We start from the raw sequence: 15,938 nt of genomic DNA, 5'->3' as shown, positions 1-15,938 counted from the left end.
GGTGGACCGCCCCGCACCCCCGCCCGTCGTCAGCTGTCGCCGTCCTCCAGGTCGCCCTCGGTCTCCAGGTACACCTGACGCAGCCCCTCCAGCACCGCCGGGTCGGGCTTCTCCCACATGCCGCGCGACTCCGCCTCCAGCAGCCGCTCGGCGATGCCGTGCAGGGCCCAGGGGTTGGCCTGCTGCAGGAACTCGCGGTTGGTCTCGTCCAGGACGTAGGTCTCGGTGAGCTTGTCGTACATCCAGTCGGCGATCACGCCGGTGGTGGCGTCGTAACCGAACAGGTAGTCCACGGTGGCGGCGAGTTCGAAGGCACCCTTGTAGCCGTGGCGGCGCATCGCCTCGATCCACTTGGGGTTGACGACGCGGGCGCGGAACACCCGGGACGTCTCCTCGACGAGGGTGCGGGTGCGGACCGTCTCGGGGCGGGTGGAGTCGCCGATGTACGCCTCGGGGGCGGTGCCGCGCAGGGCACGGACGGTGGCCACCATGCCGCCGTGGTACTGGAAGTAGTCGTCGGAGTCGGCGATGTCGTGCTCGCGGGTGTCCGTGTTCTTCGCGGCGACCTCGATCCGCTTGTACGCGGTCTCCATCTCCTCGCGGGCCGGGCGGCCGTCGAGTTCTCGGCCGTAGGCGTAGCCGCCCCACACCGTGTAGACCTCGGCGAGGTCGGCGTCGGTGCGCCAGTCGCGGGAGTCGATGAGCTGGAGCAGACCGGCACCGTACGTTCCGGGGCGGGAGCCGAAGATACGGGTGGTGGCCCGGCGTTCGTCGCCGTGTTCCGCCAGGTCGGCCTGGACGTGGGCGCGGACGTGGTTGGTCTCGGCCGGTTCGTCGAGGGACGCGGCGAGGCGTACGGCGTCGTCGAGGAGGCCGATGGTGTGCGGGAACGCGTCGCGGAAGAAGCCCGAGATGCGCAGGGTGACATCGATGCGGGGGCGGCCCAACTCCTCGGAGGGGATGGCCTCCAGACCGGTCACACGGCGGGAGGCGTCGTCCCAGACGGGCCGGACGCCGAGCAGGGCCAGCGCCTCCGCCACGTCGTCGCCCGCCGTACGCATCGCGCTCGTACCCCACAGCGACAGCCCGACCGACGTGGGCCATTCGCCGTTGTCGGCGCGGTAGCGCTCCAGCAGGGAGTCCGCGAGGGCCTGGCCCGTCTCCCAGGCGAGGCGGGAGGGGACGGCCTTGGGGTCGACGGAGTAGAAGTTGCGGCCCGTCGGCAGGACGTTGACCAGGCCCCGCAGGGGTGACCCCGAGGGGCCGGCCGGGACGAAGCCGCCGTTCAGGGCGTGCACGCTGTGGTCGAGTTCGGCCGTGGTCGCGGCGAGCCGGGGCACGACCTCGCGGGCGGCGAACTCCAGGATCGCGGCGACCTGTTCGCCGTGCTCGGTGGGGACGGCGGCCGGGTCCCAGCCCGCGTCCTCCATCGCCTGGACCAGCGTGCGCGCCTTCGCCTCCGCCTCGTCGGCGGTGGTGCGGGTCGCGGCGGACTCGTCGAGGCCGAGGGCCTCGCGCAGGCCGGGCAGGGCCGTGGTGCCGCCCCAGATCTGGCGGGCGCGTAGGACGGCGAGGACCAGGTTGACGTGGTCGGCGCCGGTCGGCGGGTTGCCGAGGACGTGCAGACCGTCGCGGATCTGGGCGTCCTTGACCTCGCACAGCCAGCCGTCGACGTGCAGCAGGAAGTCGTCGAAGCCGTCGTCCTCCGGACGGTCGTTCAGGCCGAGGTCGTGGTCGAGCCTGGCGGCCTGGATGAGGGTCCAGATCTGGGCGCGGATCGCCGGGAGCTTCGCCGGGTCCATGGAGGAGATCTGGGCGTACTCGTCGAGGAGTTGCTCCAGGCGCGCGATGTCGCCGTAGGAGTCGGCGCGGGCCATCGGTGGGACCAGGTGGTCGACGAGGGTGGCGTGGACGCGGCGCTTGGCCTGGGTGCCCTCGCCCGGGTCGTTGACCAGGAACGGGTAGACCAGGGGGAGGTCGCCGAGGGCGGCGTCGGGGCCGCAGGCGGCGGACAGGCCCGCGTTCTTGCCGGGCAGCCACTCCAGGTTGCCGTGCTTGCCCAGGTGGATCATCGCGTCGGCGCCGAAGCCGCCGTCGTCGGCACGGGCCGCGATCCAGCGGTAGGCGGCCAGGTAGTGGTGGGAGGGCGGGAGGTCCGGGTCGTGGTAGATCGCGATCGGGTTCTCGCCGAAGCCGCGCGGGGGCTGGATGAGGATCAGCAGATTGCCGAAGCGGAGGGCCGCGAGGACGATGTCGCCCTCCGGGTTGCGGCTGCGGTCGACGAACATCTCACCGGGGGCCGGGCCCCAGTGCTCCTCGACGGAGGTGCGGAGCTCCTCGGGGAGCGTGGCGTACCAGCGGCGGTAGTCGGCCGCCGGGATACGGACCGGGTTGCGGGCCAGCTGCTCCTCGGTGAGCCAGTCCTGGTCGTGGCCACCGGCCTCGATGAGCGCGCGGATCAGCTCGTCGCCGTCGCCGGAGGCCAGTCCGGGGACGTCGGCGCCCCCGAAGTCGTAGCCCTCGTCGCGGAGTCGGCGCAGCAGGGCGACCGCGCTGGCGGGGGTGTCCAGGCCGACCGCGTTGCCGATGCGGGAGTGCTTGGTCGGGTAGGCGGACAGGACGAGCGCGAGGCGCTTGTCGGCGTTGGCGATGTGCCGAAGTCGCGCGTGGCGTACGGCGATTCCGGCGACGCGGGCGGCGCGCTCGGGGTCGGCGACGTAGGCCGGGAGGCCGTCCTCGTCGATCTCCTTGAACGAGAACGGGACGGTGATCAGGCGGCCGTCGAACTCGGGGACGGCGATCTGGCTGGCCGCGTCGAGCGGGGAGACGCCCTCGTCGTTCTCCTCCCAGGCGGCGCGCGAGCCGGTCAGACACAGGGCCTGCAGGATCGGGACGTCGAGGCCGGTGAGGGCGCCCGCGTCCCAGGACTCGTCGTCGCCGCCGGCCGACGCCTCGGCGGGCTTGGTGCCGCCCGCGGCGAGGACGGTGGTGACGATGGCGTCGGCGGCGCGGAGCTCCTCGATCAGCTCGGGCTCGGGGGCGCGCAGGGAGGCCACGTACAGCGGGAGCGCGCGGGCGCCCGTGTCCTCGATCGCCTCGCACAGGGCGCCCACGAAGGCGGTGTTGCCGCTCATGTGGTGGGCCCGGTAGTAGAGCACGGCGACGGTCGGGCCGTCGGTGCCCGCGCGTGGGGTGCGCTCCAGCGGGCCCCAGGACGGGGCGGGCGCGGGCGCGTCGAAGCCATGGCCGGTGAGCAGGACCGTGTCGGAGAGGAACCGGGCGAGCTGCTCCAGGTTGGCGGGGCCGCCGTGGGCGAGATAGGCGTGGGCCTCGGCGGCGATACCGACGGGGACCGTGGAGGCGGCCATCAGCTGGGCGTCGGGGGCCTGTTCACCGGTGAGGACGACGACGGGGCGGCCGTCGGCGAGCAGCAGGTCGAGACCGTCCTGCCAGGCGCGGATACCGCCGAGGAGGCGTACGACGACCAGGCCGGCGCCGTCGAGGAGGGCCGGGAGGTCCTCCAGCGCGAGGCGGGAGGGGTTGGCGAAGCGGTACGGGACCGGGCCGTCGGCCGCGCGGGCGCTGAGCAGGTCGGTGTCGGACGTCGACAGGAGCAGGATGTGGGGCTGCGCGGAGCGCTCCCCGGGCGATGGCTGCATGCGGCGGCTGGCCTTCCTCGGGGTCCGCGCCCCGGGCGGTGTCGGATCGGAGTCTCCCCTGCTCGGGCGGGACCGAGGGGTACGGGGAAGGGAGTTCCTGGCTCGCCCGACCCTCCTGGGACGGGCTCACAGTGGCGGGACCGCGCCGGACTCACACCGGGCTTCCTCCCCTAGGGTCTGTCGTCACATTCCCGTCTGCCCCGCGGCGTCTGGCACGCACTCTCGCCGCACCGGGCGAAAGCCCAAGTACGTCCAGTACGAGGTCTTTCGCCCGGCACGCCGAGAGCACGCACCGGACGCCGCGGGGCCGCCCTTCGGGCGACGACGGGAATGTGACGACAGACCCTAGCGCCGTGGTGGCGTCGGCGGACCGGATGATCCACCAAACAGCATAGTAAGGGTCGCCTCAAAAGGGCGGAGCATACGTCCGTGGGGACGGTGGGTATGCTCGCCGCCATGTCCACGCCTCCCCTGCGTTCATCGTCCCAGGCCACAGCGGTCACACGGGACCGTGGCGACGCCTGCCCGGGGACACTGCGGCTGCACGCGGCGGACGACGGGGCGCTGGCCCGTGTCCGGGTCCCCGGTGGTGTACTGACCGTCCGCCAGGCCGAGGCGCTGGCCGAGGCGGCGCGACGGCTCGGCGACGGTGATCTTCACCTCACCTCGCGCGGCAATGTGCAGCTGCGGGGACTGACCGACGGCTGCGGGGCCGCGCTGGCCGAGTCGCTGGACGCGGCCGGGCTGTTGCCCTCCGCCGGGCACGAACGGGTGCGCAACATCGTCGCCTCGCCCCTGTCCGGCCTCGACGGGCGGGGTCTGCGCGACGTCCGGCCCTGGCTGTCGGCCCTCGACGCGGCGCTGTGCGCGAGCGAGGCGGCGCGGGAGCTGTCGGGCCGGTTCCTGTTCGCGCTCGACGACGGGCGCGGGGATGTGGCCGGGCTCGACGCCGATGTGACCGTCCGGGCGGCCGGGGACGGCAGTGCGCTGCTGGCCCTCGGAACGGCCGACGAGGTCCTGTCGATGGCCGCCGAGGACGCTCCCCGGGCCGCGCTCACGGCCGCCGAGACGTTCGTGGAGGCCGCGCGGGAGAGCGGTTCCCGGGTCTGGCGTGTGACCGAACTCCCCTTCCAGAGCGAGTTGCTCAGCCTGATCCGCGCACGTCTGGCCGCCGACGGCATCGACGCCGTGAGCCGGGCCCGGACCGGGACGACCACGGTCGAAGCCGAGGGCCCGCCCCCCGGAGCCGCCGGCGACGCTCTGTGCGTACACGCACCCCTGGGTCGGCTGACCGCCCTCCAGTGGCGCGAGTTGACGCACCTCGCGTCCGCGACCTCCCGCCGTGAACTGCGGCTGACCCCGTGGCGCGGAGTCGTCGTCCCCACGCCGGGCATGAGCGAGGACGAGGCGTCCGACGCGCTCGCCCGGCTCTCCGTGACCGGCCTCGTCACCGATCCCGCCTCCCCCTGGCTGCGCGTCGGCGCCTGTATCGGGCGGCCCGGCTGCGCGAAGTCCCTGGCGGACGTGCGGGCGGACGCGACCGGAGGCCTCGACGCGGCCGGACGCGCCGGACTCCCCCTGTACTGGTCCGGATGCGAGCGCCGCTGCGGTCACCCCCGGGGCGAACGGATCGACGTGGTGGCCGTGCCGGGCGGCGGCTACGAGCTCTCCCGCACCACCTCCGGCCAGGACCCACGCACCACGTCCATGGCCGACCCCGGCCTCCTCGACACCGCTCTGGCGGCGATCACCTCATCAGCCCCGAGAAGCGCACGACCCGCACGAACGACACCCTCATGACGACCGAGAGCAGCGAGAAGACCACCGTGACCACGTACGACTACGAGAAGGACGGCCCGGCGATCTACCGGCAGTCCTTCGCCACCATCCGCGCGGAGGCGGACCTCGCGGCCCTGCCCGCCGACGTCAGCCAGGTCGCGGTCCGGATGATCCACGCCTGCGGAATGGTCGACCTCGTACGGGACTTGGCGTACACGCCCGACGTGGTGGCCCGCGCCCGTGCGGCCCTGCGCGCCGGCGCGCCCATCTTCACCGACGTCCGGATGGTGGCCAGCGGCGTGACCCGCAAGCGGTTGCCCGCCGACAACGACGTGCTGTGCACGCTCTCCGACCCGGCTGTCCCCGAGCTGGCGGCGAGGCTGGGCACCACCCGCAGCGCCGCCGCCCTGGAGCTGTGGCGGGACCGGCTGGAGGGTTCGGTCGTGGCCGTCGGCAACGCGCCCACCGCGCTCTTCCGGCTGCTGGAGATGATCGAGGAGGGCGCGCCCCGGCCCGCCGCCGTCATCGGCGTGCCGGTCGGGTTCGTCGGCGCCGCCGAGTCCAAGGAGGCGCTGGCCGCGCATCCGTCGGGCCTGGAGCACATCGTCGTACGCGGCCGTCGTGGCGGGAGCGCCATCGCCGCCGCCGCGCTCAACGCGATCGCGAGTGAGGAAGAGTGAGCGACAAGCCAGTGAGCGGCAAGCTGTACGGGGTGGGGCTCGGCCCCGGTGACCCGTCCCTGATGACCGTGCGGGCCGTCGAGGTGATCTCCCAGGCGGATGTGATCGCGTATCACTGCGCCCGGCACGGCCGTTCCATCGCCCGCTCGATCGCGGCGAAGCATCTGCGCGCCGACCAGATCGAGGAGCGGCTGATGTACCCGTTGACGACGGAGACCACCGATCATCCGGGCGGTTACAAGGGCGCGATGGAGGAGTTCTACGCTCAGGCGTCGGCGCGGCTGGCCGCGCATCTCGACGCGGGCCGTACGGTCGCGGTCCTCGCGGAAGGCGACCCGCTGTTCTACGGCTCCTACATGCACATGCACAAGCGGCTCGTCGACCGCTACGACACCGAGGTCATCCCCGGTGTCACGTCCGTGTCCGCCGCCGCCGCCCGTCTGGGTACGCCGCTCGTCGAGGGCGAGGAGGTGCTGACGATCCTGCCGGGCACCCTGCCCGAGGAGGAGCTGACCGCACGGCTCGCCGCGACGGACGTGGCCGTGGTGATGAAGCTGGGCCGGACCTTCACCAAGGTCCGCAGCGCGCTGGAGAGTTCGGGACGGCTGGCCGAGGCCCGCTATGTCGAGCGGGCCACCATGCCCGGGGAGCGGCTCGGCGAACTGGCGGACGTGGACGCGGAGTCGGTGCCGTACTTCTCGGTGGCCGTGCTGCCCAGCCAGGTCGACGCCGGGCGGCCCGAGGCCCGGGAGCGGGGCGAGGTCGTCGTGGTCGGGACCGGGCCGGCCGGTCCGTTGTGGCTGACGCCCGAGTCGCGGGGCGCGCTGGCCGCCGCCGACGACCTGGTGGGCTACACCACCTATCTGGACCGGGTGCCGCAGCGGGCGGGGCAGGTCCGGCACGGCTCGGACAACCGGGTCGAGTCGGAGCGCGCCGAGTTCGCCCTCGACCTGGCCCGGCGCGGGCGGCGGGTCGCGGTCGTCTCCGGCGGCGACCCGGGGGTCTTCGCCATGGCGACGGCCGTGCTGGAGGCCGCCTCGCAGCCGGAGTACGCGGACGTCCCCGTGCGGGTGCTGCCGGGGGTGACCGCCGCCAACGCGGCCGCCGCCCGCGCGGGCGCACCGCTCGGCCACGACTACGCCACGATCTCCCTCTCCGACCGGCTCAAGCCGTGGGAGGTCATCGCCGAGCGGCTGCGCGCGGCGGCCTCGGCGGACCTGGTGCTGGCCCTGTACAACCCCGGTTCACGCAGCCGCACCTGGCAGGTGGGGAAGGCGCGCGAACTGCTGCTGGAGCACCGGGCGCCGGACACCCCGGTCGTGGTCGCGCGGGACGTGGGCGGCTCCGGCGAGCGGGTGCGGATCGTACGGCTGGCCGAGCTGGACCCGGCCGAGGTCGACATGCGCACGATCCTGCTGGTCGGCTCCTCGCAGACCCAGGTCGTACGGCGCGGGGACGGCGAGCAGATCGTCTGGACGCCCCGCCGGTATCCGGAGGCGTGAGCGGGGCGGGAGCGCGAGCGGAGGCCGCTGGGGTTCAGCGGGTGGGAAGACGCTGTTCGACCCAGTGGGCCGCCGTCTCCGGGTCCGTCACCACGGTGACGCCCTCGGGCACGGGCGGTCTGCGCACCACGACGACGGGCACCCCGGCCTCACGGGCTGCGGTCAGCTTCGGCGCGGTGGCGGCTCCCCCGCTGTCCTTCGTCACGACGACGTCGACGCGGTGGCGGCGCAGCAGCTCCCGTTCCCCGTCGAGGGTGAACGGGCCCCGGTCGAGCAGGACCTCCATCCGGGCCGGGTGCGGGGCCTCGGGCGGGTCGACGGACCGTACGAGGAACCACAGGTCGTCCAGGGCGGCGAACGCGGCAAGGCCCATGCGCCCGGTGGTCAGGAAGACGCGGCGGCCGAGCGTGGGCAGCTGCTTCGCGGCCTCCTCCAGGGAGCCGACGTCGTGCCAGTCGTCGCCGGCGGCCGGGACCCAGCCGGGCCGGCGCAGCGCGAGCAGGGGAACATGGGTGGTGGCGGCCGCCCGTGCCGCGTGGAAACTCATGGTCCCGGCGAAAGGATGGGTGGCGTCGATGAGCGCGTCCGCCCCGTGTGCGCGCAGCCAGGCGGCCAGCCCCTCGGCCCCGCCGAAGCCGCCGACGCGGACCTCGCCCGGGGGCAGCCGGGGGCTGGCGACCCGTCCGGCGAGGGAGCTGGTCAGCCGCAGGCCGGGGGTGCCGTGCAGCAGCTCGGCCAGACGGCGGGCCTCCGTGGTTCCGCCGAGAATCAGTATGTGCATGGAAGTCCGGGTCCGTTCATGAGCGGTGAAGCGAAAGACGTCGGCGAGGCCAAGGGTGGTCGTGCCGCCCAACTCAAGCACACCGGGCTGCGCCACGGCTGGACCACCGGCGCCTGTGCGACGGCGGCCACGACGGCCGCGTACACCGCGCTGCTGACCGGTGAGTTCCCCGACCCGGTGACCATCACCCTGCCGAAGGGGCAGACGCCGTCGTTCGCGCTCGCCGTCGAGGAGCTGACGGACGGGAGCGCGATGGCGGGGATCGTGAAGGACGCGGGCGACGACCCGGACGTCACGCACGGCGCGCTGGTCCGGGCCACCGTACGGCGGTTGCCCGTCGGGGCCGGAGTGGTGTTCACGGCAGGCCCCGGGGTCGGGACGATCACCCGTCCGGGCCTCCCCCTGGCCGTGGGCGAACCGGCGGTCAACCCGGTCCCCCGCCAGATGATGCGCGACCACGTCGCCGAGGTCGCCGCCCGTCACGGCGGCACCGGCGACGTCGAGATCACTCTCTCCGTGGACCACGGCGAGGAGATCGCCCGCTCCACCTGGAACCCCCGCCTCGGCATCCTCGGCGGCCTGTCGATCCTGGGGACGACCGGGATCGTCGTCCCGTACTCGTGCTCGGCGTGGATCGACTCCATCCGGCGGGGCGTGGACGTGGCGCGGGCGGCCGGGCGCAGGCATGTCGCCGGGTGCACGGGGTCGACGTCGGAGAAGACGGTCGTCGCGGAGTACGCGCTGCCCGAGGAGGCGCTGCTCGACATGGGCGACTTCGCGGGCGCGGTGCTCAAGTACGTGCGCCGGCATCCCGTCGACCGGCTGACGATCTGCGGTGGCTTCGCCAAGCTCTCCAAGCTCGCCGCCGGCCATCTCGACCTGCACTCCGCCCGCTCCCAGGTCGACAAGGGCTTCCTCGCCGAGCTGGCCCGGCGCGGCGGCGCGGACGAGGCGCTGGCCGCCGAGGTGGCCGGCGCCAACACCGGGCTGGCCGCGCTCCAGCTGTGCATGGCGGCCGGGGTACCGCTCGGCGACCTGGTCGCCACGACGGCCCGCGACGAGGCTCTGGCCGTGCTGCGGGGCGCGCCCGTCGCGGTCGACGTCATCTGCATCGACCGCGCGGGCACGGTCGTGGGCCGCAGCGCGGTCCGCTAGCGCTGCCTAGTTCTTGGCCGCCGTGCGCAGGTAGGTGCCGAGGCGGGCGATGGCCGACGGGTTGCGGGGGCTCTCGACCAGGTCGACGTAGTCGAGGACGAAGATCCGCTTGTGCTTGATCGCGGAGATGCCGCGCAGCGGGGCGTAGGAGAGCAGGAACTTCTTCTTCTGCTCGGCACCGACGTCTCCGTAGTCGCAGATGACGATGACGTCGGGGTCCCGCTGGACGACGCTCTCCCAGCCGACGGTGGTCCAGGAGTCCTCGACGTCGTGCATGACGTTGGCCCCGCCGGCCTCGGTGATGATCTGCTCGGGGGCGGCGTAGCGGCCGGAGGTGAAGGGCTGGTCCTGGCCGCTGTCGTAGAGGAAGACCTTGGGCTTCTTCGCGGGCGCCTCGGCGCGCACACCCGCGATCTGCTTCTTGAAGTCGGCGATGAGGGTGGCGGCCCGCTTCTCGACGCCGAACAGCTTTCCGAGGTTGGTGAGGTCGGTGTACAGGGCGTCCAGGGGCGGCATGATGCCGCGCGAGGTCTCGGTCCGGCCGTTGCGGCAGGACTCGGTGAGGACGTACGAGGGGACGCCGAGCTTCTTCAGGGCGTCGGGGGTGAACCCGGCGTCCTCGCGGAAGCCGTAGTTCCAGCCGGCGAAGACGAGGTCGGCGCGGGCGTCGAGGACGTTCTCCTTGGTGAGCTGGTCCTTCGACAGCCATTTCACCTTGTCGTAGCCGTCCTTCCACGGCACGCCGCTCAGGTCGCCCTTGTCGTCGGGCATGGCGAACCCGGCCATGCGGTCCTCCAGACCGAGGGCGAACATCAGCTCGGTGATGCCGACGTCGTTGGTGACGACCCGCTGGGGGACCTTGTCGAAGGTCACCTCGCGGCCGCAGTTGGTGAGGGTGACCGCCTTCTCGGCGGACTTGGCGTCCTTGGCCGGCTCGACGGTCGCGCCGCATCCGGTGGCGGTCGCGGCGAGGCAGAGGGCGGCGGCGAGCAGCTTGCGCATGGGGTCCTCAGGTCGTGGGCGGGAGCAGGTCGAACAGGAGCTGTACGGCGCCGGTCGCCGGGTGCCGTACGGGATGCGCGCGGACCCCGAACACCTCGGCGAGCAGGTCGGGGTGGAGGACGTCGTGGGGCGGGCCCGAGGCGACGATCCGGCCGCCCGCGATCACATACAGGACGTCGCAGTGCGCGGCGGCCAGGTTCAGGTCGTGCAGGGCGGCGAGCACGGTGACGCCGCTGTCGCGCACCAGGGACAGCACGTCCAGCTGGTGGGCGATGTCGAGGTGGTTGGTGGGTTCGTCGAGGACGAGCACCCGGGGCTGCTGGGCGAGGGCGCGGGCGAGCAGGACGCGCTGTTTCTCGCCGCCGGACAGGGCCAGGAACCCCCGGTCGGCGAGGTGGTCCACGCCGGTGCGGCCCATGGCCCGCGCGCGGATCTCCGCGTCGGAGGCGGCCGTCCGGTCCCGGTGCGGCAGCCGTCCCATGGCGACCACCTCGGCGACCGTGAAGTCGAACTCGGCCGACGACTCCTGCGGCAGCGCGGCCAGCACCCGGGCGGCGGCCCGGGGCGGCATGGCGTGCGCGTCCTCCCCGTCCAGCCGCACCACGCCGGCGGCCGGGCGCAGCGCGCGGTACACACAGCGCAGGAGCGTCGACTTGCCGCTGCCGTTGGGGCCGACGAGCCCGACGAACGCCCCGCTGTCGGCGGTGAGCCGGATGTCGTCGACCAGGCGGGCCCCGGCGGCCTCGACCGTCACGCCGTCGATGTCGAGTCGCATGGTCAGCGGCCTCCGAACGCGTAGCCGCCGCGCCGCATCAGCAGCAGGAAGGCGGGCACCCCCACCATGGCGGTGATCACTCCGACGGGCAGTTCGGCGGGGGCGAGCAGCATCCGGGACAGCACGTCCGCCCACACCAGCAGTACGGCGCCGACGAGCGGGGCCACCGCCAGCACCCGGCGGTGGTCGGCGCCCACCAGCATCCGCACGACGTGCGGCACCATCAGCCCGACGAACCCGATGGCCCCGCTGACCGCGACCACGGTCCCGGTCATCGCGGCGGTGACGAGGAACAGCTCCCGGCGCAGCCGCTCCGGCCGGACGCCGAGCGCGGCCGAGGTCTCGTCGCCCATCGCGAGGGCGTTGAGCGATTCGGCCCGCCCGCGCAGCCACGCCCATCCCGCCGCCACGGTCGCGGCGACGAGCGGCACCTGCGCCCAGGTCGCCCCGCCCAGACTGCCCAGCAGCCACATCAGCGCCGACCGGGCCGCCTCGCCGCGGGCCGCGCCGAACACCATGACCGTGGTGACCGCCTCGAAGCCGTACGCCAGTGCCGTACCGGTCAGGACCAGCCGCAGCGGGGTCAGGCCGTGGGGCGAGCGGGCCACGGCGTACACCAGCGCCATGGCGGCGAGGGCCGAGAGGAACGCGGACGCGGACAGCGCCCAGATCCCGAGCCCGGCGAACGCGCCGAGCAGGATGACGGCGTTGGCGCCCACCGCCGCGCCGGAGGAGATACCGAGTACGAACGGGTCGCCGAGCGCGTTGCGCACGATCGCCTGCACGGCCACCCCGACGGCCGCGAGCCCGGCACCGACGACGGCACCGAGCACGACGCGGGGCAGCCGGATCTCCCAGACGATGGTGTACGAGGCGGCGTCACCGGCGTGCACGGTCCCGCCGGTGAGACCGGCCCACAGGAACCGGAGGACGTCCGGCCACCCGATGCCGGCGGCGCCCAGGCCGGTGCCGGCGACGAGCGACAGCAGCAGGAGCAGGGCGAGGCCGAGTATCAGTGGGGGCAGGGGGATGCGGCTGGGGGTGGGGCTGCGGCGCACGGTCAGGGCGGTCCTTCGCCTGGGGCCGCCTGTTCGGACGTCGGTCAGGAGCAGCCCGTACGGCGCGGGGGCCGTGCGGTCCCCTCTCGCAGTCCACGGCGAGCGTTCAACGGGTCGCACCACCCACGGGCGATCGGGCTCGCGCGACGGGCCGGTTCCGGCCGTCGCGCACACCGTTGCGGGTCAGCGCCGGGTTCTCACCGGACTTCCCCCGCGGGAGGCGAAGGGAGCGTAACACCGGGTACCGGGCGCCTTCGAGCTCGGGTGGCTTGGGTTCGTTGGCGACTGCGGGTCCGGTGGGGCTTCTCGCGCAGTTCCCCGCGCCCCTGAAAAGCCGGGGCTGCGCCCCGTGCTTTTCACGCCCACCGGCCCGTCGCCTTCACGCCCACCGGCCCGTCGCCTTCACGCCCACCGGCCCGTCGCCTTCACACGCACCGGCCCGTCGCCTTCAGGCCACCGGCCCGTGGTCTTTCAGGCCCGCAGGGGCCTGAATCCTTTAGGGGCGCGGGGAACTGCGCGAGAAGCCCCACCGGAGCCGCACCCGACAACGCACCCAACCGGCCCGCTCAACAGCTGTGCCGGTCCCGTTCCGGCGAGTACAGGTGGCTGTCCCGGAACTGCCGCGCACCCAGCGTTCGGCCGACCATGATCACAGCCGTGCGCAGCACACCCGCCTCCTTCACCTGCCCGGCGATGTCCGCGAGCGTGCCCCGGATGATCAGCTCGTCGGGGCGGGAGGCGTAGGCGACGACCGCGACGGGGCAGTCGGCGCCGTAGTGCGGCAGGAGCTCCTCGACGACACGGTCCACATACCGGGCGGCCAGGTGAAGCACGATGAGCGCGCCGCTGCGGCCGAGCGTGGCCAGGTCCTCGCCCTCGGGCATGGCGGTGGCGCGCTGGGCGATCCGGGTGAGGATGACGGTCTGGCCGACGGTCGGCACGGTCAGCTCCCGCTTCAACGCGGCCGCCGCCGCGGCGAAGGCGGGCACCCCCGGCACCACCTCGTACGGCACCCCGGCCGCGTCGAGCCGCCGCATCTGCTCGGCGACCGCGCTGAACACGGACGGGTCCCCGGAGTGCAGCCGGGCCACGTCGTGGCCCTCCGCGTGCGCGCGGACCAACTCGGCGGTGATCTGGTCCAGGTCGAGCTGGGCGGTGTCCACCAGCCGGGCGTCCGGCGGGCATTCGGCGAGCAGTTCGCGCGGGACGAGGCTGCCCGCGTACAGGCAGACCTGGCAGGCGGCGAGCCTGCGTGCGCCGCGGACCGTGATCAGGTCGGCGGCACCGGGGCCGGCGCCGATGAAGTACACGGTCATCTGTCTGCTCCCGGAACGGTGTCAACGGTGTCGAGGGTCTTCTGTACGGTCCACTGGGTCACCGGCATCGCCTGCCGCCACCCGGTGAAGCCGCCCACGGGCACGGCCTGCGCCACCGCGAGCCGCACCAGCTCGCCGCCGTGACGGCGGTGGGCGTCGGCGAGCAGGGCCTCGGACTCCAGCGTCACGGTGTTGGCGACGAGCCGCCCGCCGACGGCGAGGGCCTGCCAGCAGGCGTCGAGGAGGCCGGGCGCGGTGAGTCCGCCGCCGATGAACACGGCGTCCGGCGGCGGCAGTTCGGCCAGCGCACCGGGCGCGGCGCCGGTGACGATCCGTAGTCCGGGGACGCCGAGCCGGTCGGCGTTGCGGGTGATGCGTTCGGCGCGCACGGGGTCGCGTTCGACGGTGACCGCCCGGCAGGAGGGGTGCGTACGCATCCACTCGATCGCGATGGAGCCCGACCCGCCGCCGACGTCCCACAACAGTTCGCCGGGTGCCGGGGCGAGCGCGGCCAGCGTGGCGGCGCGCACATACCGTTTGGTGAGCTGCCCGTCATGCTCGTACGCCTCGTCAGGGAGGCCGGGTACGGCGCCCAGCCGCAGGGTGTCCGGGGCGCGCCGGCACTCGACGGCGACGATGTTGAGGGCGTCGCCGGGCGGGTGCGTCCGTGCCGCCCAGTCGTCGGCGGTGGTCGCGTCGCCCGTCCGCTCCCGCTCGCCGCCGAGTTGTTCCAGGACGCGCATCCGGCTCGGTCCGAAGCCCCGGTCCCGCAGCAGGGCGGCGACCTCGGCGGGCGTGCCGGCGTCCGCGCTGAGCACCAGAAGCCGTCGGCGGTCGTGCAGCGCGGCGGCCAGACGGGCGGCGGGCCTGCCGACGAGGGTGACGACCTCGGTGTCCTCCAGCGGCCAGCCGAGGCGGGCCGCCGCGTAGGAGACGGAGGAGGGGTGCGGCAGGACGCGCAGCCGGTCACCGGCCTCCTCGGCGAGGGCGCGGCCGATGCCGTAGAACATGGGGTCGCCGCTGGCCAGGACGGCGATCCGGCGGCCTGCGTGCGCGGTGAGCAGGGCGGGGACGGCGGGGCGCAGGGGCGAGGGCCAGGTGATCCGCTCGCCCGCGCACTCCGGGGGCAGCAGGTCGAGCTGCCGTGGGCCCCCGATCAGCACCTCGGCGTCCCGCAGGACCGCCCGGTGGGCGTCCGGGACACCCGGCCAGCCGTCGGCGCCGAGCCCGACGACGGTGACGGCGTACGGCGGTCCTGGTCGTGCGGGGGTCACTGCGCGGTACCTCGGCGGTTCGGGGGCGGCTCTCGGGGACGACAGAGGCGCACTCTACTGGGCGGTGACCTGCACGCCTGGGCCCGGGTGCGCGTCATCCGCCCCTCGCGGTCCGGCACCGGGCGCCATCAGCGCGTCCAGTACGCGATGTTGCGGAAGCGGGCCTCCGCACGGCCGGAGCCGTGGTTGTAGACGCCGTTCTTGAAGTAGCGGGTGGCGGGGCCCCGGTCGTCGACCGTGAGGACGAGGGAGTCGTCGAGGTAGACCTTGATGGTGCCGGTCCCGCCGCTCGCCTCGTGGGCGATCTTCACGTTGAACCAGGTGTCGTACGCGTTGGTCTTGAGCACGGTGCCGTCGTAGCGCCGCACGGTGCCGCCGCCGGTGTTGTGGGCGTTGAGCATGATGTCCGTGGCCGGGGTGCCCGAGGGGCGGCGGGTGCGCAGGATCTGGACGAAGGACGCGCGGTCGGTGCCGGCCGGCAGGTAGACGTCGGCGTCCCACATGTGGTCGCCGGTCGTGTAGTCGTTCTTCCAGCGCATCTCGGTGCGGGGGTCGGTGGAGTTGCCCTCCTCGAACGGCTCGTCGGTGGCGTACACCCACATGCGGTGGACACCTCCGCTGTAGCCGTGCCGGTCGCCGAGGTCGAGATTCCAGGGTTTCTGCCAGCTGTACGTGAACGAGGTCCGCGTCCAGCCGTCGGTCGGGTCGGCGGCCGGTGCCGCCGTCGCGGCGCCGGTGAGCGGGAACTGGGGCAGGGTCAGCGCGGCACCGCCGGCCAGGAGGCCGGCTCCCGCCCGTAAGACGGTTCGCCTCTTCATCATGGGTCCTTTCCGCTGCTAATACATCGGAGGGGTCAAACGTCTGGACCATGTTGCCAGAGTGAGCATGGGGCCCAATCCCGCTCCCCCACAGCCTAATTTCGGCCCGGATTGGGCTGAATATCGCCATCACCTCCGC

General features: G+C 73.7%; 12 protein-coding genes and 1 riboswitch. Of the genes, 4 read left to right on the top strand and 8 right to left on the bottom strand.

Annotation, left to right across the window (positions count from 1 at the left end; all coding sequences use genetic code 11):
* Positions 1–29: 29 nt before the first annotated feature.
* Complete coding sequence (cobN, locus tag OG202_RS43400) at positions 30–3,659, bottom strand: cobaltochelatase subunit CobN (RefSeq protein ID WP_327726545.1); 3,630 nt, start codon at positions 3,657–3,659, stop codon at positions 30–32.
* Positions 3,660–3,730: 71 nt separating this feature from the next.
* Positions 3,731–3,874: riboswitch (cobalamin riboswitch) on the bottom strand.
* Positions 3,875–4,103: 229 nt separating this feature from the next.
* On the opposite strand from cobN, the gene cobG reads away from it, so the two are divergent.
* The 3 genes from cobG to OG202_RS43385 are packed head-to-tail and all read left to right on the top strand — an operon-like array spanning position 4,104 to position 7,620.
* On the top strand, positions 4,104–5,459 hold the full coding sequence (gene cobG / locus OG202_RS43395; RefSeq protein ID WP_327732050.1) for a precorrin-3B synthase: 1,356 nt from the start codon (positions 4,104–4,106) through the stop codon (positions 5,457–5,459).
* Positions 5,456–6,118, top strand: coding sequence for a precorrin-8X methylmutase (locus OG202_RS43390; RefSeq protein ID WP_326574217.1), 663 nt, complete (start codon positions 5,456–5,458; stop codon positions 6,116–6,118). The genes cobG and OG202_RS43390 overlap by 4 nt, the downstream gene beginning before the upstream one ends.
* Before the next feature lie 11 nt (positions 6,119–6,129).
* Complete coding sequence (locus OG202_RS43385; protein WP_327732051.1) at positions 6,130–7,620, top strand: precorrin-2 C(20)-methyltransferase; 1,491 nt, start codon at positions 6,130–6,132, stop codon at positions 7,618–7,620.
* Positions 7,621–7,654: 34 nt separating this feature from the next.
* On the opposite strand, the gene OG202_RS43380 is transcribed toward OG202_RS43385, so the two are convergent.
* Positions 7,655–8,401, bottom strand: coding sequence for a cobalt-precorrin-6A reductase (locus tag OG202_RS43380; protein ID WP_327726546.1), 747 nt, complete (start codon positions 8,399–8,401; stop codon positions 7,655–7,657).
* An 18-nt stretch (positions 8,402–8,419) separates the two neighbouring features.
* Here OG202_RS43380 and OG202_RS43375 point away from each other — a divergent pair, with 18 nt between their 5' ends.
* Positions 8,420–9,556 (top strand): cobalt-precorrin-5B (C(1))-methyltransferase, encoded by a 1,137-nt coding sequence (locus OG202_RS43375; RefSeq protein WP_327726547.1) that lies wholly within the window; start codon positions 8,420–8,422, stop codon positions 9,554–9,556.
* Between the two features lie 6 nt (positions 9,557–9,562).
* Here the strand turns inward: OG202_RS43375 and OG202_RS43370 are convergent, their stop codons facing one another.
* The 6 genes from OG202_RS43370 to OG202_RS43345 all read right to left on the bottom strand — a co-directional run bounded on the left by OG202_RS43370 (position 9,563) and on the right by OG202_RS43345 (position 15,799).
* Positions 9,563–10,558: an ABC transporter substrate-binding protein gene (locus tag OG202_RS43370; protein ID WP_327726548.1), complete on the bottom strand. Its 996-nt coding sequence runs from the start codon at positions 10,556–10,558 to the stop codon at positions 9,563–9,565.
* Positions 10,559–10,565: 7 nt separating this feature from the next.
* Positions 10,566–11,333, bottom strand: a complete 768-nt coding sequence (locus OG202_RS43365; RefSeq protein WP_327726549.1) for an ABC transporter ATP-binding protein — start codon at positions 11,331–11,333, stop codon at positions 10,566–10,568.
* A gap of 2 nt (positions 11,334–11,335) precedes the next feature.
* The gene (locus tag OG202_RS43360) at positions 11,336–12,391 is read right to left on the bottom strand and encodes a FecCD family ABC transporter permease (RefSeq protein WP_327726550.1); all 1,056 of its coding nucleotides are present in this window, start codon (positions 12,389–12,391) and stop codon (positions 11,336–11,338) included.
* A gap of 566 nt (positions 12,392–12,957) precedes the next feature.
* A complete protein-coding gene (cobM, locus tag OG202_RS43355; protein WP_327726551.1) occupies positions 12,958–13,707 on the bottom strand; it encodes a precorrin-4 C(11)-methyltransferase in 750 nt (249 codons plus the stop codon).
* The gene (gene cbiE, locus OG202_RS43350; protein WP_327726552.1) at positions 13,704–14,981 is read right to left on the bottom strand and encodes a precorrin-6y C5,15-methyltransferase (decarboxylating) subunit CbiE; all 1,278 of its coding nucleotides are present in this window, start codon (positions 14,979–14,981) and stop codon (positions 13,704–13,706) included. The genes cobM and cbiE overlap by 4 nt, the downstream gene beginning before the upstream one ends.
* A 128-nt stretch (positions 14,982–15,109) precedes the next feature.
* Complete coding sequence (locus OG202_RS43345) at positions 15,110–15,799, bottom strand: polysaccharide lyase family 7 protein (protein ID WP_327732052.1); 690 nt, start codon at positions 15,797–15,799, stop codon at positions 15,110–15,112.
* Between the last annotated feature and the right edge of the window lie 139 nt (positions 15,800–15,938).

The sequence above is a fragment of the Streptomyces sp. NBC_00310 genome (genome assembly GCF_036208085.1).
Classification (GTDB): domain Bacteria; phylum Actinomycetota; class Actinomycetes; order Streptomycetales; family Streptomycetaceae; genus Streptomyces.
The sequence above is the reverse complement of the archived record's forward strand: the minus strand, read 5'-3'. Positions and strand labels throughout refer to the sequence as shown.

Excerpts from the sequence above, each read along its gene's own strand:
- OG202_RS43390 (WP_326574217.1), top strand. The coding sequence starts at position 5,456 with ATGACGACCGAGAGCAGCGAGAAGACCACCGTGACCACGTACGACTAC.
- cobG (WP_327732050.1), top strand. The coding sequence starts at position 4,104 with ATGCTCGCCGCCATGTCCACGCCTCCCCTGCGTTCATCGTCCCAGGCC.
- OG202_RS43375 (WP_327726547.1), top strand. The coding sequence starts at position 8,420 with ATGAGCGGTGAAGCGAAAGACGTCGGCGAGGCCAAGGGTGGTCGTGCC.
- cobM (WP_327726551.1), bottom strand. The coding sequence starts at position 13,707 with ATGACCGTGTACTTCATCGGCGCCGGCCCCGGTGCCGCCGACCTGATC.
- OG202_RS43370 (WP_327726548.1), bottom strand. The coding sequence starts at position 10,558 with ATGCGCAAGCTGCTCGCCGCCGCCCTCTGCCTCGCCGCGACCGCCACC.
- OG202_RS43345 (WP_327732052.1), bottom strand. The coding sequence starts at position 15,799 with ATGAAGAGGCGAACCGTCTTACGGGCGGGAGCCGGCCTCCTGGCCGGC.
- cobN (WP_327726545.1), bottom strand. The coding sequence starts at position 3,659 with ATGCAGCCATCGCCCGGGGAGCGCTCCGCGCAGCCCCACATCCTGCTC.
- OG202_RS43380 (WP_327726546.1), bottom strand. The coding sequence starts at position 8,401 with ATGCACATACTGATTCTCGGCGGAACCACGGAGGCCCGCCGTCTGGCC.
- OG202_RS43365 (WP_327726549.1), bottom strand. The coding sequence starts at position 11,333 with ATGCGACTCGACATCGACGGCGTGACGGTCGAGGCCGCCGGGGCCCGC.